This is a genomic window from Pseudoalteromonas sp. MMG005, assembly GCF_018101015.1.
In the GTDB taxonomy this organism is placed as follows: domain Bacteria; phylum Pseudomonadota; class Gammaproteobacteria; order Enterobacterales; family Alteromonadaceae; genus Pseudoalteromonas; species Pseudoalteromonas aurantia.
The window spans coordinates 1-22,733 of sequence record NZ_JAGJEK010000041.1 but is presented as its reverse complement, the minus strand read 5'-3'; the positions used below and the strand labels follow the sequence as shown (position 1 = coordinate 22,733).

Sequence of the window (22,733 nt, the reverse complement as noted above, 5' to 3'; positions counted from 1 at the left end):
AGCGCCTTGATATTGAACAAAATATCATCATTGGATTGTACGTAAGTTGGTTTAAAAAATATTTTCTATTCCAAAACCCTTATGCAGAGCTGAGGTTAAGTAGTTAATTGGTGTATGGGCACTACTACTTTTATAGAGCGTGCCCATCCTACTTCAAGAATGTATTTGTGTTACGCTTTCTTTTACCTTTTTAAAAGGGACCCACTCTAAATATGACCCACATCTCCATAGCCATTCACATGGACCATATTGGAAGTAATGCAACCAAATTGCGCTTATGCCAATTTGTACCATAAACACCACAGACGCAATGATAAAACAAAGCATGGGGCTAAGCGTTTGATATAGTGATGCACCTAAGCTGGTAAAAAGTAACAAGCCAATAAAACTTTGTAATAAATAGTTACTCAGTGCTGTACGCCCGACATAGGAAAAGGGCATAAGGAATTTTTGTGCAATATATTTGTGCCATAGCCATGCTATGCCCCATAGGTAGCATATACCCAATGTAACATCACTTAAAAACATCATTTTTAACCACAGTGGGCGTAATAGTTCATTGCGATATAATTGGGTCTCAGGCAACAGCCAAAGAAAGATAACTTTATATATCAAGCCTATGATAGCAATGAAAATAGCCATATTTTTATAATGAAGCGTCCACTCCTTACTTGCGAAAGTTAATCTTGCTTTGCCAGCAGCGATACCTAACAAAAACATTGAAAGGGCAATGGGCCCTAAGTAAAAAAGTAGCATAGGTAAGTTAGCCACATACTCATGCCAGTGCAAAGTGATAATTTGCAAATAATTACCGTGACGCAAAGTATCGATAATTCCCTGTTCAGTATATGCCAATAATTGTTTGTCTAGTTGCATCGGAAGTGCTTGGAGTACTACATGGGTGAGTTGATCATAAAAGGGGAAAAGCAACAATACGCCACTGATACACACTAAGATTTTGCATGAAGCATGAATGAACACTAAACACAGTAAACCCAGAATGGCATACAGATGTACGACATCACCAGACCACAGAAAACTAATATGCGCTAAACCAAACATAAACAATATGCTCATTCGGCGAGTAAAAAAAGCAATGTAAGGCTGTTTAAGTTGTCGTTTCTTTTGCATTTGAGAGGCAATACCAAAGCCAAACAGAAATGAAAAAATGGGGAAGAATTTATTGTAGAAAAATAATTGTAATAGTCGGTTTGCGGTGTCACTTAGGGGGTCTTGAAATTGTACTGAGAATGCATCTTGATTGATAAATAAACAATGCATAATTGTTATATTAACAAAGAAAATACCAAAAATTGCAAACCCCCTAAAAATATCGAGTAGTGGCAGCCTAGGTACTTGTTGAAGAGTCATACTGTTGATTCTTATTGTTATTATTTACTTAAACATGATGCCATTTTGTACTTTTATTTACCACATTTATAGCACGTAAATACAGTGCTTATTTTTATGATGTAATTGCACATAATAAAGCAATGAGTCGCCGAAAGTAGTGTGGTGTATAGGTTGGTTTAAGGGAATAGATCTTGCGGATCTGCTAATAATAATTATACTGTGTTTATATACAGTATTTTGGTGGTTGCTTATGAATGACCTTATTGATTTATTACAGCGTCAGCAATTGGTATGGCATGGAGACGAACAAATTGGCAATATTGAACGTGTTAGCTCTGGGAACGATGAACTTGATGAAGCCTTACAAGGGGGGTTGCCCAAATATGGTGTTGTTGATATTCAAGCGCAGCAAGGCATTGGAGAGTTGCGTTTATTATTGCCATATCTAGTGCAACAGAAAAAGTTGACTATTTTTATTAACCCTCCGGGATATATAAATGGCCATGGGTTGTTTCACTTAGGCTTTGAGACTGCTTTGTTATTGAGTTTATCAGTTGATAATGAGATTGATGCACTATGGGCTGCTGAGCAGTGCTTGAAAAGTGCAGAATGTAGTAGTGTGTTACTTTGGCAAAATAGACTCGCGATACATCATATAAAACGTTTACAGCTAGCAGCTGAACGAGGGCAAGCATTACTATTTTTAATGCGCAGTGCAGAGGGGGTTAACCTGTCTTTGCCTGTGTCTTTATGTTTAAAATTACAAGCTCATGAGCATGGCCTTGCTATTACTATAAAAAAGCAAAAAGGAAGATGGGATAAAACACACTTTATACTCGATATTTCCAGTTATTGGCCTGCGTTATATCGACCGACAATAGAGAGAAAAGTCGTTTCGTTGGCACAGCATCGCCGCAGGTTAATAACATGACTTTGTGGGTATATTTACATTTTAATAGCTTGCAATTAGATAGTTTATTTTGTGAACAAGCGCATCAACCTATCATTATTGTGGAGGGGAAAGACAATAGAGTTGTACAAGCATGTACCAAGGCACAAACAGCAGGTATCACCATGGGGCAAGGTCTTGGGGCTGCGGCATCATTGTGTCAGAATTTACAGGTACAGCCCTATAATAAAGAGCTTGAACAAGAAAAATTAAAAGAAATTGCCCATAGCTTATACACGCTGACGAGTGATATCTGCTTTTTTGCAGATGCAGGTTTATTACTGAGGGTTAGTAATATGTTGAGCCTGTATCAGGGGCTGCACGCTTACTGGCAATCTATAAGTACTTTATTAAACCGTTTGGGATTTAATTATTGTTATGCCTGTGGCTATTCACCTTTAGCTGCTAAGTTGTTGGCAAGAAACGGCATGAATAAAATCACGGATGATCATGCACTACTCTTACGTGCAGTGAGAGCTCATGCGTTACATGAAAGTGACTTACCGCATAGCATGAGCGAGCAACTAACTCGAGTAGGAGTACACACCTTAGATGCGCTTTTATCTATTCCAATGGTGCAATTAGCAAAGCGTTTTGACGCCGAGTTGGTGCATTATGTGGGTCGTTTACTTGGGCATTTTAAGCATCCTGTGAATTTTTATCAGCCGCCCGAGCGCTTTTCGCGTGAGTTAGAATTGCTTTTCGAACTAGAGAATATAAGTTGGTTAAGTAAGCCGCTTAATAAATTATTACTCCAGCTGGAAGATTTTTTATCGAGCCGTAATAAGATTGCGTATCAAATTAATATCACATTACAGCAAAGAGACTGTGAGGCGTTAGTGGTAACCGTACAGTCCAAAGAGGGAGAATATAAAGCGACGAAGTGGTTAGCACTGAGTGAGCTTGCGATGTCAAATGTTCAGCTTGATGCCCCTATACAGGGGCTAAGTTTACAGGCTAAGCGTATTACAGCTTATGAAAATACCAATGGTGATTTATTTTCAAAACAGCAAAAAGGAGGCTCTCGCACTGCCTTGCTTTCTATATTGCAAGCTAAGTTAGGCGAGCATGCGATACATACAATGCAAGTGCATGCTGATCACCGGCCGGAGAAAGCAAATAGTTCGGTTACTCTGGGTGCTGAGACACCTGATTTGATACGTGATGCGAGTTTTATACGGCCAACAATTATGCTGCCCTTTCCTGAGATCTTATCTGAAAAAGTAATTATACAGCAAGGGCCTGAACGTATTTCAACGGGGTGGTGGGATGCACAACCTATTATTCGAGATTATTTTATAGCGAGAGATCCTAGTGGGCGATGGTTATGGGTATTTAGAGATCCAACGCAGCAATGGTTTGTGCATGGCGTGTTTCACTAATGCGGTACGCTGAATTATTTTGTCAGAGTAACTTTTCATTTTTGCAAGGCGCTTCACATCCTGAAGAGTTGGTAAAACAAGCTGACTTTTTGAAGTATGATGCCCTTGCTATTTGTGATGAGTGCTCAGTTGCAGGTGTCGTACGAGCCCATACAGCAGTAAAGAAATATGGGTTAGGTGTTAAACTGATCATTGGTAGCTTATTACGTTATCAAGACTTAGAACTGGTGGTTATTTGCCCAAATCGTACAGCATACGCAGAATTATGCCGAGTCATCAGCAATGCGCGTAAGCGCAGCAAAAAAGGGCAATATGAATTGGCTTTATGGGATGTGATGTCAATAAAGCATGGGTTTATTTTATGGCTACCAAGTTTATCTGAGCGGGACAATTATTGGGCATCGTGGTTACAGCAATATCATGCTAACCGTTTATGGATTGGCGTACAGCGACACTTACAAAATAATGATGCGGCTTACTTAGCACATTGTGAGTCACTCAGTGCACAGTTTTCATTGCCGATAAGTGCATGCGGTGGGGTGCTCATGCATAGCGCTACTCGACAGCGCTTACAACATGTTCTCCATGCGATTAGATTGGGTACCTCGGTTGAAAAAGTCGGTAGTACTTTGTTATGTAACGCTGAGCGCTCTTTAAGAAGCATTAATAAGTTAAGTAAGTTGTTTAAAAAAGCATGGGTGGACAATTCGGTTGTGATAGCAAAGCGCTGTGAGTTTAATTTAGACTCGTTGCGTTATGAATATCCAAGTGAGTTAGTACCTCGCTCTCACACTGCTATGAGTTATTTACGTGCATTAGTTGAACAAGGGAAACAGAGGCGCTTCCCCAATGGGGTACCCGATCATATTATAGGGATTATACATAAAGAATTAGCGTTAATAGAGGAGCTTGATTACGCGTATTTTTTTTTGACGATACACGATGTGGTGATGTTTGCTAAACAGCAAGGCATTTTATATCAAGGACGCGGTTCAGCGGCTAATTCGGTCGTATGCTATTGCTTAGAAATTACTTCAGTGGATCCTCAGCAGATTTCGGTATTATTTGAACGTTTTATTAGTAAAGAGCGCAATGAACCGCCGGATATTGATGTTGACTTTGAACATCAACGCCGAGAAGAGGTGATCCAATATATTTATAAAAAATATGGCCGAGAACGAGCTGCTTTAGCTGCGACAGTCGTGAGCTATCGGTTTAAAAGTGCGGTGCGGGATGTGGGTAAAGCATTGGGTATTGATGCCACTCAACTTGAGTATTTTATAAAGAATATAAATCGTCGTGACAAATCACAACACTGGCAGGCACAAATTGTTGAACTTGGGCTCGCCCCTCACTCTTTTTTGGGGCAACTATTCATTGAGCTTGTGGATGAAATTATGGGATTTCCAAGGCATTTATCGCAGCATGTAGGTGGCTTTGTGATTTCTGCTGGACCTTTGTATGAATTGGTGCCCGTCGAAAATGCCAGTATGACAGAGCGCAGTGTTATTCAATGGGATAAAGACGATTTAGAAAGTTTGGCGTTACTTAAAGTAGATATACTTGCTTTGGGCATGCTCACCGCGATTCGAAAAGCATTTCAAAAAATAGAATTACATTTAGGCCATCGTTGGCAAATAGCCGATATAACACGTTTGCAAGAGGATGCGCAGGTATATGGCATGTTACAAAATGCAGATACGGTAGGCGTCTTTCAAATTGAATCGCGTGCACAAATGAGCATGCTACCGCGTTTAAAACCTGCTTGCTATTACGATTTAGTGATTCAAATTGCGATTGTACGTCCAGGCCCAATTCAAGGAGATATGGTACATCCATTTTTAAAACGTCGTAATGGTGAAGAAGAAATTAGTTACCCCTCGGAAGCCGTTAAAGATGTGTTGTCTCGTACTATGGGTGTACCGATATTTCAAGAGCAAGTGATTAAACTCGCAATGGTGGCTGCTGGCTTTAGTGGCGGAGAGGCGGACCAATTACGCCGAGCAATGGCTGCATGGAAAAAGTCAGGTGAATTAATGCAGTTTAAAAATAAGCTGATAAACGGTATGCAAGAGCGAGGGTATACTCAAGCATATGCAGAACAAATATTTTCGCAAATTTGTGGGTTTGGAGAGTATGGTTTTCCAGAAAGCCATTCAGCCTCTTTTGCGGTTTTGGCGTATGTATCGGCATGGCTAAAGTATTATTATCCCGCTTTTTTTTATTGTGCATTATTAAATAGTTTACCTATGGGTTTTTATAGTGCGTCACAGCTATGTCAAGATGCTGATCGTCATAATGTAACAATATGGCCGGTGTGCGTGAATCAGTCGGATTATGATCATAAAGTATGTGAAACAGATAACGGTTTTGTCATTCGCTTAGGACTTAGATTAATTAAAGGACTTAAAGCAAGCATTGCAAAAACGGTGGTGACTGAACGGCCTGAGCAAGGATATAAAACTGTGGAAGCACTATTTGAGGTGGTATGTGAACACCGTACGATGTCGCATTTGGCCTCAGCCAATGCATTACATACTTTTACCAATGGGCGATACAGTGCCCGATGGGCAATAATGGATAGAGAGTCAACCCTACCATTATTTAGAACGCCAGAATTAGTTGTGGAACAAATACAAAAGAAGAATGTAGCTCCAGTAGGAGAAGCCGAAGAGATTGCCACGACGATTGAAGATTATAAATCAACAGGATTGAGTTTAAATAAGCACCCGATCACCCTATTAGACGAGGCAGGAAAGTTAGCGCACTTTACGCGCGCGCAGCACCTTATGAACTTACAGCATAAATCTTGGGTAACGGTTGTCGGGGTTGTGACGGGAAAGCAATCACCGGGGACCGCAAAAGGAGTGACTTTTTTCACGTTAGAAGATGATACGGGAAATATTAATGTTGTTGTATGGTTAGGTACTGCAAGAGCACAAAAGCAAGCATATTTAAACGCAAAAATACTAGAAGTAAAAGGGATTATAGAAAAAGAAGAGAAAGTAATTCATGTGATAGCAGGGCGCTTGACTAACTTAAGCGACCTGCTAACAATGTAATGGAGGGCTCAATGACTAGAGTGTATGTGTGTAAGTTGCTGTAATAGCAATTATAGTTATTTTTGATGCATTATGTTGAGAAGGTATACAGAATTACTTGAAAGGATATGTATGGAACATGTGAGTGATAATGAATATAAAAATGCGGTATTAGCATTACTGAATTCAGAGCCAGATGCGGGGTTAATGGCACCATATATTTCAGTGTTAGTTGAGTACCTTGCTACTACTACGGGGATCAGCGCACATTTTGATATGAATGAGTGGAATGATGCTACCACCGATCAAGGTGTCGCAATATCGCCCGTACAGGCTGCGAAGTGCTTACAGGAAACGTTACGCAGTCAAAAATTTATGCAAGGGGTACATTCAGCAATAAAAGATAAAGCTGCTCAGAGTGATGAAACGATTCAAGTGCTTTATGCTGGGACTGGGCCATATGCAACATTATTACTGCCTTTACTATCGGTGTTAGAATACACACAGGTTAAGGCAACACTAATAGATATTCACCCAGAAAATGTAGCAGCGGTAAAAGCGCTGATCACGCATTTTGGTGTTGAAGATAATATTATTGACATAGTGTGCGCTGATGCGACTCAATGGCAAGCCTCAGAAAATAGGTTATTCGACATCATTATTTCAGAAACAATGACCGCATTATTAAAACGAGAACCCCAAGTTTTTATTTTTGCACATTTATCTCAGTATTTAAAACCTTCAGGTGTACTTATACCAGAAGAGGTATCACTTAAGTCATGGCTAGTAGATGACATTAATCCGGATGTTTTATTGGGTGAGTTTTTTAAGTTAGATCTGGAGCATGCGCTAGATATTTATAAAGGTGATCGCAGTGCGTTTTCTGGTTCTCAACTTATTCCTGAGGGGTTTGAAACAGGATATCGATTTAAGTTAACTACAGATATTAAGGTATATGGAACACATTATTTAACTGAAAATGAGTGTAGTCTCAATATTCCGCTGACCTTTTTACCACACAAAGCGATACTTAAAGGAGGTGATAAAATTCACTATGACTATGTGACTCCCAATAGTGCCGATTTCGTATTCCGGTTTCCTTTAAAGGTAATACCTACATCAGAGCAAGAACTATCTAGTTGGGACGTTACAACAAGCAATGGCATAAAATTGGTCAAAAGAATATATGAACGCTCACAAACAGGGAAGCATGGCGGGGGACTTAGTGTGCCAGACAATGAGTGGCAGGCTCAATTGAGATTAGTAGAATTGCTGGATCTGCCATTACATAGTGTGATGCAAGCATTATTCGAATATGAATCGTTTCCATTATTTGAACAGTGGTTAATTGAGCACTATGAAGGGTTAGAAAACCCCGTTGCAGTTAATACAATGAATGACGCATTGATGGATTGCCTATTATCAAAAAGTGAGAATACGCCAGTATAGAGCTTGTATTACTTAGTCTATGGTGACTGAATGAGTATGTGATCATAGGTTATTTATTCTTGCTTATAAATAGCCTATTTTTCACCTTCACACCACTTAACGCAATTCTTTCGTATTTTATTTCATGGCTGCTAGTGTAAGTTATACTAAATCATTTTAGGCACTTTAGTTATGCATCAAAATAATAAAAATCATACTCAGTTGTTGAGTGCTTTATTGTCATTCGCCTTTTTACTTTATAGCTTTTTAAGTCACGCTGAAACGGAATTGGCTGATATGATCTTGCCCATGAAAGCACGTGCACAATGGATTGATAATAATACTCAGGAACGGGTAAAAGCACTTTTACCTCAATTGATGAAAGACACAAATATTGATATGTGGATATTAATCAGCAGGGAATATAATGAAGACCCCGTATTAAAAACCTTGCTCCCTGCCACGTGGTTATCAGCGAGAAGAACAACAGTTTTGCTTTTCGCACGCAACAAACATGGTCAAGTGGATGCATTGGCTATTGCACCATACAATGTGGGTGACGTGTTTCAACGGGCTTGGAATAAGTCAGAACAACCCGATCAATGGAAAGCTTTGGCTGAGGTGATAGAAAAATATAAACCAAATAGCATCGCGCTGAATACCTCCGAGCATTGGGCACATGCTGATGGGCTGGTTGTCACTGATAAAGAGCTGCTTGTTGCCCATTTACCAAAAGGCTATCAAAAGAAACTGGTATCAGCTGAACCGCTAGCTGTGGCTTGGTTGGAACAACGTACTAAAAATGAAATATTCCAGTATGGTCAGATTGTTAAAATTGCCCATGCAATCATTGCAGAAGGTTTTTCAAGTAAGGTAATAAAAGTCGGAGAAACAACGACAGATGACCTGACATGGTGGTACCGAGAAAGAGTACGAGAATTAAAGCTCACCACGTGGTTTCACCCAAGTGTGTCAATTCAAAGAGCTGGTGTGGAGGCCTTTGATCATGAGGCGAGCTTTACCAATGCCAATGGTGAAAATGTGATCCAACCGGGAGACCTATTACATTTAGATTTTGGTATAACATATTTGCGTTTAAATACAGACACGCAGCAGCACGCTTACGTACTTAAAAAAGGAGAGTTGCAAGCACCAGATTATTTACAGAATGCGCTCGCCAAAGGTAATTTATTGCAAGATATTTTGACAGAACAATTTGTGGTAGGGCGTACTGGTAATGTGATTTTGAAGCGAGCTCGTGAGTTTGCTATAGCTCAAAAATTAAAGCCGACCATCTACACGCACCCAATTGGTTTTCATGGTCATGGCGCGGGCACGACAATAGGTATGTGGGATGCTCAGCAAGGGGTTGTTGGCGATGGTGATTATCCTTTACATCTCAATACGGCTTATTCGATAGAGCTTAACAACGCAGTCTATCTACCACAATGGAACAAAGAGATCCGTATTATGTTGGAAGAAGATGCGATTTTTACCAGGGAGGGTGTGCAATACTTAAATGGACGACAAACACAATTATTTTTGGTAGAAAGTGCTTCAAAATAACGACATGGAATGGGGCAAAAAAGGATGTTTCTATACATTTTCTGTCATGTCGATTTTATTCAATACAGGATAATTAGGTACGCGTTACATTATGGTTTTAATCATAAGGAACGCCACATGATAGCAATTAACTATTATAAATTAGCACCCAATGCGGTTGAAATATTGTTAGAACAAGAGGCATATTTGAAAACCGCATTTGGCGATTCTAAATCTCTAAATTTGTTACTATGGGATTTAATCAAAATGCGTGTGTCACAAATTAATCAGTGCGCTCATTGTATTGATATGCATAGTAAGAGCGCTATATCTAATGGGGAGTCAATAGAGCGGTTATTTGCATTAAGTGCATGGCAAGCATCATCACTTTTCTCAGAAAAAGAGCAAGCCATATTGAAATGGGCAGAGTTAATCACTGCCAATCAGGATATCGACGGTATTGAATTGGTCAATTTACAGCGACATTTGGATAAACGCGCGATTTGTGATTTGACCTTCGCAATTAATGCAATTAATAGCTGGAATCGAATCGCCAGAGTGTTTAAACCCGAAATATAATGGGTAGAAAGTAATGAAAATGTTGCTGCAACAGAGGGATGGTTTCGATTTACGCATCTATTTCCCTCAAGGTAAGTTGACGAAATACGTGCAGGGTATTTGGGTTGCAAATTATGATAGCAACAACATATTGTTGCGGCACTTAAAAGCCAATGCATCTAATTCAATTGTGTATTGTTTATCAGGTAGTGTACTACTGGGGGATGAGAAGAGATCAGCAGGTGTGTACTTATGCCCAACGGCATCACAAGCGCAAAAAATCGCGTTTTATCCAAATACCCGGGTTGTGGGCATATGTTTTCAACCTGGAGGGATGGCGCAATTATCTCCACTGGCACAACCAAATGAAATTACCCCAGCGCAGAGCACTGAGTCTGAAAAACATGATACGTGGGATGCGTTATTACACCTTTCATGTTATAGCCAAAACCCGCAGGCGCTGCTCACTCTTTTGTATCGGAAGTTACTCCCGTTATGTGAGTTAGCGCAAGGGTTTGATCCCGTATTGATAAAAGCACTGTCTCGCTGTAAACAGCCGCTATTATTACAAAATGTTGTAAGAGAATTACCTATTGGTCAACGACAGCTTGCCCGATTGTTTAAACAATCGCTTGGGATCACGGCTAAACAATATCAACGTATTGCTAGGGTTAATGACACAATCGATTATTTAAAAAAGGCGCCAAAATGTAGTTTAACACAGTTGGCTTATGATTTTGGTTACTCAGATCAAGCGCATATGACACGTGAATTTAAATACTTTACTCACCATACTCCCAGTTATTATTGTCAGGAAATGGCGTAGGCCTTTTGTGAAAAAGACAATAACACCCGAAATATCATTAAGATATTACATGTCACTGTAATGCTCTGTAATTGCTGATACTGGTTAATACCACTAACCTATTTGCATTGAACTAAGAGTTGTTAATTATAAGTGAGTGATGAGAGTGAGAGTTCACAAAGGACATGTAAGCCATAAAATTCAAGAAAGTAAACAGCACTTGCGGTCTTACTTTGTTAGTGAGAAAGGGCATTTGGCTGTATGCAATAAAACGGTACACGATGTGAGAATACATTGCGCATGTTCAGTGCCTCCACTCGTTATTTGCTTGCACAATAGCATGGAGTACTTTTAATGATTAACGTTACGCCGAGTACACTTGAATTAAACAAAGTTTTTGCAGGTGAAAATTTTACTCATGCATGTATATGCTCGCATACGCCGTTAAAAAATTGGTTGTTATTGGATTTTGATGTTCAGCAGTTTCCGTTTGCAGAAATCATGAGTAAACAGATTTTAAAGTGCGACAAGATTGATAAATATCATGAGAATATTATGGTTCAAAGGGCCGAGTTTGGATTATCACAACAACTATTTTCTCAGGATAATTTATTTTTTAGAGACATGATCATTACTCAAACTCAAGGAAGTGGCTTAATTGAATTATATCATCAGTTTATTAACAAGTTCTTAGCGTACAAGGTTGCTCATGAACTCAGTTTTGATGAACGTCCAGATATACGGGTTCATCTCCCCGGTACACTGCCTGTCAGCGAATTCCATGATGACTATTCTATAACTCATCACTTTGAACAAATTAATATGTGGTTGCCCTTAGTGGATACCGCGGGTACATCAACTTTGTGGTTAGAATCTGATTATGGGACAGGTCAAGTTACACCAATTGACGTTAAGTATGGACAAGTTTTACTTTTCGATGGAGGGATCCTAAAGCATGGGAGCCGCAAAAACGAGACTAACAATACACGGATCAGCTTAGAATCAAAATTGTCTTTATTAGGTGCGGGTTTACGTGCGGATGCTGTTCATTTACTCGACCGTTTCAGTTTTGTGCAATGACCTGATTTATGGTTTTTTTGTGCACAGCAGCGTTGTTTGTGCACAGCACCCGAAGTAAGTTATTATTCTTCGGCGGCTAGTTAAGCAGTTAAGTTCCCCACTCGTATGCCATACACACAGTTTTATCTATTACTGAATCTCTAAACCTCTAAATCTAAAAACCGCTAAATCTAAAAACCCACTTTTGTCGTTGAGTGCAGCTCGCTGATCATGTCGTTTTTTTACATAATATGTGTGTTTAATGTGTATTTAATGTGCTCTTGGTGTTTATTTTGTGTTTGATAAATGTTTATTTTTTGTATTTTATTTGTTTATAATGCGGTTGAAAAAGGTACGAGTGATGAAGTTTCACCCATCACTATCCAATAAAACAATAAAGTAATATTCAGGGGAATAATGTGAAAGGACGAAATATAATCGCCATAAGTGTTAAAGTTGCCTTATTGGCATCCGCTGCATCATCTGGTGTAACGGTCGCTGCTGACAAGGGAGATACGATAAAACTCGACAGGATTGAAGTAACGGGTTCAAGAATTAAGCGTACTGAAATTGAAGGCCCTGCACCGATTCAAGTGCTGACTGCGGAAGATATTCAGGATAAAGGTTTTCCTAATATTTATGAAGCAATCCAGTCTTTAACGGCTGCAACGGGGACCATTCAAGGGCAAGGTATTACGAATTCATTCACACCAAATGCAGAAACGGTTAATTTACGTGGGCTAGGGCCAAATAGAACTTTAGTCTTGTTAAATGGTAGACGAGTTGCGAATTATCCACGTGCATTTAATAGTCAAAATAATGTGTTTAATTTATCAACAATACCGACGTCAGCAGTTGCTAGAATAGAAATTGTAACCGGAGGAAAGTCAGCGGTATATGGTTCTGATGCTATGGCGGGTGTTGTTAATATAATAACCAAAAAGAATGTTGAGCACACTACTGTAACAGCACTAGCAAGTACCACAGATCAAGGCGGCGCAGACAATCGTAAGTTTACGATCACAGGTGGAGCGAGTACAGAATCATTTTCTTGGACGTACTCAGTTGATTATTCAAAACAAGATATGCTACTCGGTAATGAAAGAGACTGGTTAGACTCTGTGGATGATGGACCGGCCACTGATACTCAACCACTATATTCACGAGTCAACTCACGAAGTGTTATGGCTTGGACGATTGCGGGCGGCTCTCAATATGTTCACCCTAATGAATTCATAAATGGTGCATGCGATCAATGGACTGAATATGATTTATCTTTACGTCCTGACCGAGGTTATTATTGCGGAAAGGATACAACAGGCGATAGCTCGTATATAAATGAGCGCGAAAATGTGTCGATTTATAACAATTTTCAGTGGGATCTTTCAGATGACCACCAAGTTTTTGGTGATTTACTTTACTGGAACAGTGACTCAGCAAACCAAGGCGGTTTAGGTCCCAGCTGGCGTTCAGATAACTCCCCAATTGATAATTTAGCATACGGTCGTTTCTTTTTAGATGAGACAGCTGAAAACAGGCCTTTATATTTACAGCGTACGTTTACGCCATCAGAAATTGGCGGTGACAACAAGGGGCATTTCGAAGATGACATGTATTTTGTTGCGGCGGGCATGAAAGGCATTGTACTTGAAGAGATAGCGTACGAAGTTGCATTCTCGCACAGTAAATCGAAAAACTCAGAGTCTGAAATATTGGTTGCAGCAGATAAAGCCAGAGACTACTTTCTAGGTGCAAGGCTAGATGCCAACGACCCGCTATATAGCCCTGACTGGCAGCGTTTTTGGCGTCCATTAGATCAAGCAGGGCGAGACGCTATTTTAGAGTCTAATGATTCCACAGCAGATGCAAGTGTTACAACATTAACGGCGAGTTTGTCTGGTGCAATCATGGAGTTATCAGCAGGAGATCTAGGATTTGCGGCCGTTGTTGAGTATGGTTCGGAAGATTATCGAATTTCAGCCCATCCACGAACATTAGATGAAAGCAAAGGATGGGGTAACGGTTTAACAGCTACAGAAGGCAGTGGTGAACGCGATAGGTATGGAGTCGCACTTGAATTTGAAGTGCCAATTACAGAGCAAGTGAAAGCCAATATTGCAGGCCGTTACGACTATTATGATGATAATACCGATGTAGATGGTGCATTTACCTATCAAATTGGAATTGAATATCGACCTACCGATGATTTGTTAGTGCGAGGAAGTTATGGCACATCATTTAGAGCGCCTGACATTCATCAAGTGAATGCGGGCCCATCTGGGTCTTATAGCGGTATAACGGATGATCATTTAGAGCTTTTATGTCAAGACTATATTTCGGCTGGCAGAACCAACGATGGTGCATTAACAGAGCAATGTGATCCAGATAGTGCTGGACGTTTGCGTGCATCACAAACCATTTTTATCGAACGTACGGGTAATACAAAGCTAAAAGAAGAAACTGGGTTTTCCGCTACGCTAGGGTTTGCATGGGAGGTAACTGAAGGACTTGATTGGACATTTGATGCTTATCGAATTCGTATTGAAGATCAAGTGGAGTCATGGAATTTAACCGATTTTTTCAAAAATGAAGCTGCGTGTCGTCGAGGAACTGCCAATGTCACTGCTGAGCGTTGTGATGAAATAATAAGTCGTGTGGACCGTTTTCCAGGTACTAATCCAACCAACGGCTATAGTGTTGATAAAATACGGACGACATATGTCAATCAATCATTTAACGAACTAACAGGTATTGAAACGAACGTAATATATAAATATGACGCGGGTAGTTGGGGGGAATTTACTGCCAATATGCGTTACAACCATGTTTTAGAAGTGATCCGCCAAGAATTTCCAGGAGATCCCATAAATAAAGAGTATCGAGATGATTTTGATAACGATGATCTACGTTCAAAAGTAGATAACACTTTTACTTGGCATAAAAATGCATGGCGTGTTTCTCTACAACAAATTCGCTATGGTTCAACATGGAATGCAGAAGACCCAAATGGACAAGTTGAAAATAGAGCGGTGCTGGGAGGGCGATTAAAACCGTGGCTGATTTATAATGCTGGTGTGACATATGACATCAACGATGCACACTCATTGAGGCTTGGGGTTAATAATTTACGCGATACCAGAGCACGTAATGATGGCTCTTGGGATTCTGGGAGACCGTGGTTTAATCGTGAAGTTTACCCGACCACAATTGCTGTGATGGGACGTTCATTCTCGTTGCAATATACTGGTAGTTTTTAGGCGAGTTTAATTGAAGAAAAACCACTTGATATGTGGTTTTTCTTATGCACGTAGTTTGGGTTAGTGCTAATAACTTCATGTGAGCAACTTATTACACTAGAAATAGTGGTATGAGTTACAGCGACGTTACAGGGTCAAAGTTAAGAATAGAAATTAGGTTTTAGTATATATGTTCGATGGCCAGAAGTATCTCGGTAAAATAAGAGGGATATTTCTAAGCTATCAATATGCCAACAGTTTTCCGCCAGCATATTGATAAACAATTTGTTATTTTAGCCAGCTTTTGGGAGGACCGAGTAAAAGTCCTAAATTATCAGCATATTCTAATATATTTTTCAGCTCACTTTGACAAATAGCCCAAGCATTTTGTGCTAATTGACAATCTAGAATTACATCATGTGTTGCTAAATGAATAGTTAACCCTTCAGCACGTGCTCTGTCTAATAACTTCCATACAATTTCCCAGCTGGGTCTCTCCAGTCCATCAATTGACATCGCACTACCCGCTCTAGTTGATGGTCCATTCCAATTAACACTGAATAAGCGAACAGTGGAAAATATTTGAGAAAGCTCTTTTGTTATACTTTCAGTACCCCAACCATACGGATAAGCGAAATGCTTAAGATTATAATCTTTATAGAAATCAATACATCTCTGTATTTCCTGTTTTATATAATCACCTTTATACGTTCGAGCAAATTGGTGAGAGCATGAGTGATGGCCTATTATATTTCCCTGTGCGAATAGTGAATCAATATAATGCTTCTGATCTCTTTGAATGACAGTATCAGCATTGACGTAGTAGATTGCTTTCATATTATATAAATCAAATATAGGCTGAGCGCGTTCCCACCAAGATTCAGCGTATGCATCATCGAAAGAAATCATTAAACGGCCAATAGGCTTGAATTCTGTTGTGATGGCACATGCTTCAGTTAAATTATTTACTGTATATGTATTACCCGTTAGCATGCCATTACAGCCAGATACATTTGCAACCTCAAATCCATTTTGGGGTGTAATTTTAAAGGATATATTCTCTCCATGCTTAACCTTCGCGGATGCTGGGGAGATAACCCCAAAGTTGTTATCTTCATTAATCAGTGTATTAATTAAGTAAGACTTTCTTTCAAATTCAACGTTTAACTTACATTCCTCTACAACATTTTTAATAGTGAAACTGTTACCTTTAAGTATACCAAAACAACCATTAATCGTGCGTATTTGGTAGCCTTCATTGGGCGTGATCATGAAACTATGAGATTTACCATGTGTCACTTTGGTAATAGCCGGCTTAATATTACCCTGTTCCACTTTTACAGAAGAAATAGTGTAGGTCGAAGGCAAAAATGAGGCTGTGATAGTACAATCATTTTTTACTTTGTTAATGATGTAGGTACTACCTTTAAGCATGCCATTACACCCAGTAACGTGATCAATACTGTAACCCGTAGCAGTTGCCAATGAAAAATTATACTTTTCATTGGGAGAGGCCATAAGTGATGCGGGTATCACTTCTCCGTTACCACTGATTTGAGTTGCGATGTTTATTTTTTTTTCAGTGTTAGTATTGTTGGTGCTTGCGCTGGTGCCGACATTTTCGCTAATTAGAGGCGCATCACTCGATGATTGATTGTTGCATCCGGAGATGGCAACAACGAATGCGCTCCCTAAAAAAAACCTTGAAGTGTATTTATTTTTACTGAAGAACATATATCTTCCTTGACCTATTTACCTAAAAACGGTGCGCATATTAATACATATGAAGTGTATTTGAAAAGGATAAATTTGTTTTTGATCGAAAATACTTACTTTTATGTTGTTGTAATGTAAAGCTTGTTTTTTTTGTGTGTCGGTTTGTTGCAAAAGTGCGTTATTTAGGTACAGGCTGTATTTTTACAGAAATAGTGAGAATTTTTTGAGTTGTGTGCTTTGGTTTTCTTATCACCATTGAAGATAGCAAAAAAGGCATGCATTACCCTATTTTTGATGAAGCGAGCTTCATGTTCAATATATAAAGAAATAACTAAATATAATTCGCGACAATAGCGCTTAACGACTAAATTAGAAGGTAATGTGCAAACTAACTGAATAATTAGGCAGGGCAATGGCGATAACGAACAGGCAAAAGCAATTGGTGCAGCAGAGTTTTGCGCAGGTTGAACCCATTGCAGAGCAAGCTGCTGATATTTTTTATACCACCCTTTTCCAATATGATCCATCGTTAAAGCCTTTATTTAAAAATAGCTTGAAAAGCCAAGGCCAAAAGTTGATGGCAACCCTTAAGGTTGCGGTAAATGGTTTAGACGATTTAGATGCATTAATACCTATCTTGCATAAACTTGCTGATAGGCATGTTGCATATGGCGTGCACGCCAAGGATTTTACCCCAGTAGGTAATGCGCTCTTACATACACTTAAAGTAGGGTTGGGTAATAGTTGGACCCCAGAAGTACGTCAAGCGTGGGTTGATGTTTTCAGGATCATTGCCACAGTAATGAAAGCACATGCATTTCGAGAGTAAGCAGTGCATGTATGATTAATACAGTACCAGATAATGTGTTTTAGGATACAGATTATCTGGTGCGAGCTCAAGTGAAGAGGGGGTTACTGTTGGCTTAACACGTAGTTTTTACATGCGCCTAGGTTTTTATATCTGTGCGCATGCCCTAATGTCATCGGTTGTACGCTGTGTAGCGGGCCGCCCGTTACTTGCCAATTTTTCCCTGCAAAGCTTACGGTGTCACCTGTGTTATAAATAGCAGGATATGACTGCCAAGGATCAGCGCAAGGTTGGCATTTGGGAAGTGCTTTGGCAATCACATTTAGCAGCTTATATTGCTCATCTCTCGAGTCTTGATGTAACTCCCAAATAAACACCCCAGGATATCCATTTTCAGCAACGAATTGTGTTTTGGTGTGTATTAAGTTTGGGGTTTCCCAAAAGTATGCATCGTTATCTAAGATATATTGCCCGCTGTTATAGTCTATACCGAGCCCTTTGACTAGGTTATCAACAATGTCACGAGATGTGTATCCTGATACAGGACCATTTTTACCATCGATAAATGTTTTATTGTAAAACGGCAGGCCTAGGCTGGTTTTACTTACATCATATTTAGTTATCATGCTTTGACTGGCGATATTTGGGTTTACGAGCCCACTATGAATATCGTCCCATGATGCATGATGTTTAATGGGAGAGCCCCCCCAGCCTCCTGTATAGTCATAGGCCATAAAGCGAATGATATCAGCATATTTGTCTAAGTCGGGGTGAAAGTTGATGCCTGACCAACCACCGGCTTGTACGTCGACAGTTACCTCAATATGTTTAGGCAGTGCTGCGCGGAGATCTTTGACTAAATTTAGGAGCCTGTTACTTTCTTCAGGGTTAGGTTGGTTATAACTACTCCAATCTTCCCAGTCAACGTCTATACCGTCGAGATTATGTCGCTTGGCATATTCAACGAGATTAAACACAAGCTGACTTCGAGCAGCTTCATCCATTGAAAGAAAGTCAACCCCAGCGCCGCCGACCGATATCATCACACCGGTATTATTGGCATGTGCATGACTCACAATATCATCGATATATTGATCCGCTTCTTGAGTATCAATACTGCCATCAGACTGCGGGTAAGCAAATGCGACAATAATGTGAGTGAGTTGGTCGGTCGCCAAATCTCTAATATCCATATTACCACCGGCAGGGTGATCCCATGTTGCGTAAAACCCTTCAACACGGGGGCAAGACTGCTCTACTGATGCCATTACTGAAAGCGAGAGCACGCTGAATAAGCTGGCCATAACTGTTTTTTTAAACATTATATAATCCTTAATTTTACATGTTGCATATCGTTTAGCGACTTTGTTGTAGCACCAATATTAATTTTATGTAAAGTGAATAAAAATAATGTAAGTAGAAGCACACTTAATCGTTGTGAAAAATAATAATAAGCAATGATGTGATCTATGGGTAAGTGATTTATGTACTTGTATTAAAGAGTCAGAAATAGCCCAGTTTTGGATATAACATACGTTTATTTAGACAAAAATTAATATCACGAGGCAATGCCTTAGTAGATGGAGGTGGGTTTTTAATTCATATAAAACAATTGTTTAGTTATTTTTGTGGTTTTATTTGTAATTGAGAGAGTAAGATGATCAGTCGACGTATATGTGATAGCGCGAAGCGTATTTTGGATCTGTTTTATGGATTGAGAGACAGTGGTTGTAATTATATATTCTTACCTTGATGTGTCGTGTAAATATTATCAATTTCAAATAACGAAACTATTTACTTTTAACCTGTTGTTTTAAATGTATTATTTAATTTTTATGTCGGTTTCGTTAACAATCTTTTACAATCCAGCTTCATTTACCTATGTTAATTTTTATGTTTTCTGATACATTTTTTAACGAAAATAATAACAAATGACAGGTTTAACCATGATCAAGCAACAAAAAAACAACAAAGTACTTTTCAGCGCAACTTTACTATCGCTTGCTGTTTCAGCGTCGTTACAGGCAGCACCAATGCTAGAAGAAGCAAATAAATCGCCTCTTCCAAAGCGTTATATCGTTAAATACAAATCAGGAACAGCTTCAGCTGTAATGGGCAGCGAAGGTGAAATGTCACATCTCACTCAATCTAGAATGTTTAACCTAGGAATTAACAATGCACAATTCAAACCGAGTCTGAATGCCGTTGTAACACCATTAACCAGCGCACAGCTGCAAACATTACAAGAAGACAGCGATGTTGAATACGTTGAGGAAGATTTACCACGTCGTTTAATGTCTCAAGATATCCCTTATGGCATTAGTTTAGTTCAAGCTGATCAGGTTGATGATATGGTTGCATCAGCAGCCAGCGGCGGTAAAAAGATCTGTGTAATTGACTCTGGCCTAGATTTGCCACATGAAGATATGGGTTCTAACGGTGGAACGATATCAGGCACCAATGACAGAGGCACAGGAAATTGGTTTGAACATGGTGGCCCACATGGTACACACGTGGCTGGCACAATTGCGGCATTGAACAATGGTATTGGCGTTCGAGGTGTGATTGGCACAGATCCTTCAATGCATATTATTAAAGTATTTAATGCAAGTGGTTGGGGATATTCATCAGAGCTTGTTGACGCAGTTAACAAATGTCAATCGGCAGGTGCTGATGTTGTAAACATGAGCTTAGGTGGGGCAGGTTCAAGCACGACTGAACGTAATGGTATGCAAGCCGCTGCAGATGCAGGTATGTTATTAATTGCCGCAGCAGGAAATGATGGGGTGTTATCTAATCCAACGGATCTAGAAAGTTTCCCTGCATCATATGATTCAGTTATGTCAGTTGGTGGTGTAGATAAAAATAAAGATTTATACACCAGCTCACAAAAGAATAGCCAAGTAGAAATTGCAGCGCCAGGCGTTGATGTGCAATCGACTTACCCAGAAGGTGATGGCTCTTCAGTATCTTTAACTGTAAATAGTATTTCGTACGATACCAATGCAATGGAAAACCAAGGTGTTGTTACTGCTTCTTTATATGATTTTGCAACTGGCGAAGCGACTGACAATGGTGCCAATGGTAAGGTGTGTTTAATTCAACGTGGTGCTATTTCGTTCCATGATAAAGTTAAGAATTGTGAAGACAGTGGCGGCGTAGGCGCGATTATATATAATAATGCAGCTGGGAGCTTCAGCGGCACTTTAGGTGATTCAAACCAAACAACGATTCCAAGTTTAACAGTGACTGATGTTGCTGGTGCAGCGATGCTAGCAGATGCAGGTACATCGGCGGCTATTAATATCAGCCCAGGTAACTACGGAAAAATGACCGGTACTTCAATGGCTTCTCCTCATGTTGCTGGTGTTGCTGCATTGGTATGGAGTCATCACCCAAGCTGTACCGCTGCACAAATTCGTACTGTGTTAACAGCAACAGCGGAAGACTTAGGTGCACCAGGAAGAGATGTGCAGTTTGGCCATGGTTTAGTTCAAGCAAAAGCAGCCGTTGATCACTTAAATGCAAATGGTTGTTCAGGTACACCAGGTGGTGACTTACCGGCAATTGATGAGACAACAAATAACATTAATGTTTCGCGCCGTAACTGGGTTCGTTATACGTTTGACTTAGCGGATGGTTATTCAAACTTTAACGTTGCAATGTCAGGCGGTACAGGTGATGCTGATTTGTATGTAACGTATGGCAAAGCATCTACTCGTTCGAAGTGGGATTGCCGACCTTATGCGGGTGGTAATGTTGAAAATTGCGCATTTACTAACCCACAAGCAGGCACGTGGTATATCGATGTTTATGGTTATAGTACTGCGACAGGTGTTTCTGTGAATATCACAGCAACACCGTAATAAAATCTATTAGCTTAGAATAGGGCCGCATAAGCGGCCTTTTTTATTTCTCCATGAATAAGTAATATGCTGTAAAGATAGGCCTATTCGGCTTATATCATTATAGGGGCTGTTGATCTTTCCGGTTCGTTTTTGCAGCAGTTTGATTGGCTTTTATACAAGTCAGAGGCTGCGTAGCATGGTTATTCCATGTGAGTCAGCCGATAACATAGTAGAAAAGCCAATCAAGCGCTGCCTACCGGTTCTTTTGAGCGCCCTTTTCTCTTTGTTGCTTAATATTCGCTTAGATTACTAGGCTACACATTAAGCGCCGTGATAAAAGCACGCTCAAAGAGAACAAAAATAGAACAGCAAAGATCAACAGCCCCTAGGTTAATTTAATGAATATACTCAATGATAATGTCAGGCTTGAGCCGCTTAACCAATCTGATTGGGCGTTATTTTTAGAAATGAATCAATGTCAAAATGTAATGCACTATGTGTACGATTGTTTACCATTGGATGTACTTAGCGCTAACTTCAGCCGGCGTATAGCAAAAACATCATGCATGAGTGAAAGTTGGCATTTTAGTATTACAGATGCTGAAACAGATGAGAAAGTCGGCAATATTGGTATACAGCTCTTAGATAAAAAGAGGCGTGTTGGCGAAGTTGGGTTTATGCTAAAGCTACAGGCTCAGGGCAAAGGGTACGCGAGCCATGCCCTGAAGTTGTTAGTTGAGTATGCTTTTGAGGCACTCGCGATTCAAGAACTGATTGCAATTTGCGCCACAGATAACGTCAGCTCGTATAAATTGCTTGAAAAAGTAGGGTTTACTCGTGTTCGAGTGATGGCAAAGAACACCATGATTAAAGGTGTGTTAGTCGATGACTATGTATATTCAATAACTAACCTCAGCTCTGGATAAGCGAATTTGCCCAATAAAGCTATTTTTTCACTCTCGGCATTGCTTTCATTTGTAATAGCCCGCTATTACTGCATAAAAG

Annotated in this window: 15 protein-coding genes; 12 read left to right on the top strand and 3 right to left on the bottom strand. The window is 39.8% G+C overall.

Features of this window, described 5'->3' with window-relative positions:
• Positions 1–153: 153 nt before the first annotated feature.
• Positions 154–1,371, bottom strand: a complete 1,218-nt coding sequence (locus tag J8M01_RS23365) for a DUF418 domain-containing protein (protein WP_211059537.1) — start codon at positions 1,369–1,371, stop codon at positions 154–156.
• Between the two features lie 232 nt (positions 1,372–1,603).
• On the opposite strand from J8M01_RS23365, the gene imuA reads away from it, so the two are divergent.
• The 9 genes from imuA to J8M01_RS23320 all read left to right on the top strand — a co-directional run bounded on the left by imuA (position 1,604) and on the right by J8M01_RS23320 (position 15,377).
• Complete coding sequence (imuA, locus tag J8M01_RS23360) at positions 1,604–2,284, top strand: translesion DNA synthesis-associated protein ImuA (RefSeq protein ID WP_211059536.1); 681 nt, start codon at positions 1,604–1,606, stop codon at positions 2,282–2,284.
• Positions 2,281–3,684: a DNA polymerase Y family protein gene (locus J8M01_RS23355; RefSeq protein ID WP_211059535.1), complete on the top strand. Its 1,404-nt coding sequence runs from the start codon at positions 2,281–2,283 to the stop codon at positions 3,682–3,684. The genes imuA and J8M01_RS23355 overlap by 4 nt, the downstream gene beginning before the upstream one ends.
• A complete protein-coding gene (locus J8M01_RS23350; protein ID WP_211059534.1) occupies positions 3,684–6,746 on the top strand; it encodes an error-prone DNA polymerase in 3,063 nt (1,020 codons plus the stop codon). Before J8M01_RS23355 ends, J8M01_RS23350 begins: the two co-directional genes overlap by 1 nt.
• A 111-nt stretch (positions 6,747–6,857) precedes the next feature.
• Positions 6,858–8,174, top strand: coding sequence for a class I SAM-dependent methyltransferase (locus J8M01_RS23345; RefSeq protein ID WP_211059533.1), 1,317 nt, complete (start codon positions 6,858–6,860; stop codon positions 8,172–8,174).
• A 276-nt stretch (positions 8,175–8,450) separates the two neighbouring features.
• Positions 8,451–9,719 (top strand): M24 family metallopeptidase, encoded by a 1,269-nt coding sequence (locus J8M01_RS23340; RefSeq protein WP_247671257.1) that lies wholly within the window; start codon positions 8,451–8,453, stop codon positions 9,717–9,719.
• A 117-nt stretch (positions 9,720–9,836) separates the two neighbouring features.
• Positions 9,837–10,277 carry a carboxymuconolactone decarboxylase family protein gene (locus tag J8M01_RS23335; RefSeq protein ID WP_210998078.1) on the top strand — a complete coding sequence of 147 codons (441 nt, stop codon included), beginning with the start codon at positions 9,837–9,839 and terminating at the stop codon, positions 10,275–10,277.
• 13 nt (positions 10,278–10,290) lie between these two features.
• Positions 10,291–11,082, top strand: coding sequence for a helix-turn-helix domain-containing protein (locus J8M01_RS23330; protein ID WP_210998077.1), 792 nt, complete (start codon positions 10,291–10,293; stop codon positions 11,080–11,082).
• Between the two features lie 333 nt (positions 11,083–11,415).
• The gene (locus J8M01_RS23325) at positions 11,416–12,141 is read left to right on the top strand and encodes a hypothetical protein (protein WP_211059531.1); all 726 of its coding nucleotides are present in this window, start codon (positions 11,416–11,418) and stop codon (positions 12,139–12,141) included.
• A 398-nt stretch (positions 12,142–12,539) separates the two neighbouring features.
• Positions 12,540–15,377 (top strand): TonB-dependent receptor, encoded by a 2,838-nt coding sequence (locus J8M01_RS23320; protein ID WP_211059530.1) that lies wholly within the window; start codon positions 12,540–12,542, stop codon positions 15,375–15,377.
• A 267-nt stretch (positions 15,378–15,644) separates the two neighbouring features.
• Here the strand turns inward: J8M01_RS23320 and J8M01_RS23315 are convergent, their stop codons facing one another.
• Entirely contained in the window at positions 15,645–17,090 is a 1,446-nt protein-coding gene (locus J8M01_RS23315; RefSeq protein WP_211059529.1) for a polysaccharide deacetylase family protein, read from the bottom strand.
• Between the two features lie 394 nt (positions 17,091–17,484).
• Between J8M01_RS23315 and J8M01_RS23310 the strand changes: the two genes are divergently transcribed.
• A complete protein-coding gene (locus J8M01_RS23310) occupies positions 17,485–17,901 on the top strand; it encodes a globin family protein (protein ID WP_211059528.1) in 417 nt (138 codons plus the stop codon).
• Positions 17,902–17,984: 83 nt separating this feature from the next.
• On the opposite strand, the gene J8M01_RS23305 is transcribed toward J8M01_RS23310, so the two are convergent.
• Positions 17,985–19,202 (bottom strand): glycoside hydrolase family 18 protein, encoded by a 1,218-nt coding sequence (locus tag J8M01_RS23305; RefSeq protein ID WP_211059527.1) that lies wholly within the window; start codon positions 19,200–19,202, stop codon positions 17,985–17,987.
• 624 nt (positions 19,203–19,826) lie between these two features.
• Here J8M01_RS23305 and J8M01_RS24285 point away from each other — a divergent pair.
• Together J8M01_RS24285 and J8M01_RS23295 are read left to right on the top strand one after the other, a co-directional pair.
• Positions 19,827–21,746 (top strand): S8 family serine peptidase, encoded by a 1,920-nt coding sequence (locus J8M01_RS24285; protein ID WP_211059526.1) that lies wholly within the window; start codon positions 19,827–19,829, stop codon positions 21,744–21,746.
• 380 nt (positions 21,747–22,126) lie between these two features.
• Complete coding sequence (locus J8M01_RS23295) at positions 22,127–22,654, top strand: GNAT family N-acetyltransferase (protein ID WP_211059525.1); 528 nt, start codon at positions 22,127–22,129, stop codon at positions 22,652–22,654.
• Positions 22,655–22,733 lie beyond the last annotated feature (79 nt).

Excerpts from the sequence above, each read along its gene's own strand:
- J8M01_RS23365 (WP_211059537.1), bottom strand. The coding sequence starts at position 1,371 with ATGACTCTTCAACAAGTACCTAGGCTGCCACTACTCGATATTTTTAGG.
- imuA (WP_211059536.1), top strand. The coding sequence starts at position 1,604 with ATGAATGACCTTATTGATTTATTACAGCGTCAGCAATTGGTATGGCAT.
- J8M01_RS23355 (WP_211059535.1), top strand. The coding sequence starts at position 2,281 with ATGACTTTGTGGGTATATTTACATTTTAATAGCTTGCAATTAGATAGT.
- J8M01_RS23350 (WP_211059534.1), top strand. The coding sequence starts at position 3,684 with ATGCGGTACGCTGAATTATTTTGTCAGAGTAACTTTTCATTTTTGCAA.
- J8M01_RS23345 (WP_211059533.1), top strand. The coding sequence starts at position 6,858 with ATGGAACATGTGAGTGATAATGAATATAAAAATGCGGTATTAGCATTA.
- J8M01_RS23340 (WP_247671257.1), top strand. The coding sequence starts at position 8,451 with ATGATCTTGCCCATGAAAGCACGTGCACAATGGATTGATAATAATACT.
- J8M01_RS23335 (WP_210998078.1), top strand. The coding sequence starts at position 9,837 with ATGATAGCAATTAACTATTATAAATTAGCACCCAATGCGGTTGAAATA.
- J8M01_RS23330 (WP_210998077.1), top strand. The coding sequence starts at position 10,291 with ATGAAAATGTTGCTGCAACAGAGGGATGGTTTCGATTTACGCATCTAT.
- J8M01_RS23325 (WP_211059531.1), top strand. The coding sequence starts at position 11,416 with ATGATTAACGTTACGCCGAGTACACTTGAATTAAACAAAGTTTTTGCA.
- J8M01_RS23315 (WP_211059529.1), bottom strand. The coding sequence starts at position 17,090 with ATGTTCTTCAGTAAAAATAAATACACTTCAAGGTTTTTTTTAGGGAGC.
- J8M01_RS23310 (WP_211059528.1), top strand. The coding sequence starts at position 17,485 with ATGGCGATAACGAACAGGCAAAAGCAATTGGTGCAGCAGAGTTTTGCG.
- J8M01_RS23305 (WP_211059527.1), bottom strand. The coding sequence starts at position 19,202 with ATGTTTAAAAAAACAGTTATGGCCAGCTTATTCAGCGTGCTCTCGCTT.
- J8M01_RS24285 (WP_211059526.1), top strand. The coding sequence starts at position 19,827 with ATGATCAAGCAACAAAAAAACAACAAAGTACTTTTCAGCGCAACTTTA.
- J8M01_RS23295 (WP_211059525.1), top strand. The coding sequence starts at position 22,127 with ATGAATATACTCAATGATAATGTCAGGCTTGAGCCGCTTAACCAATCT.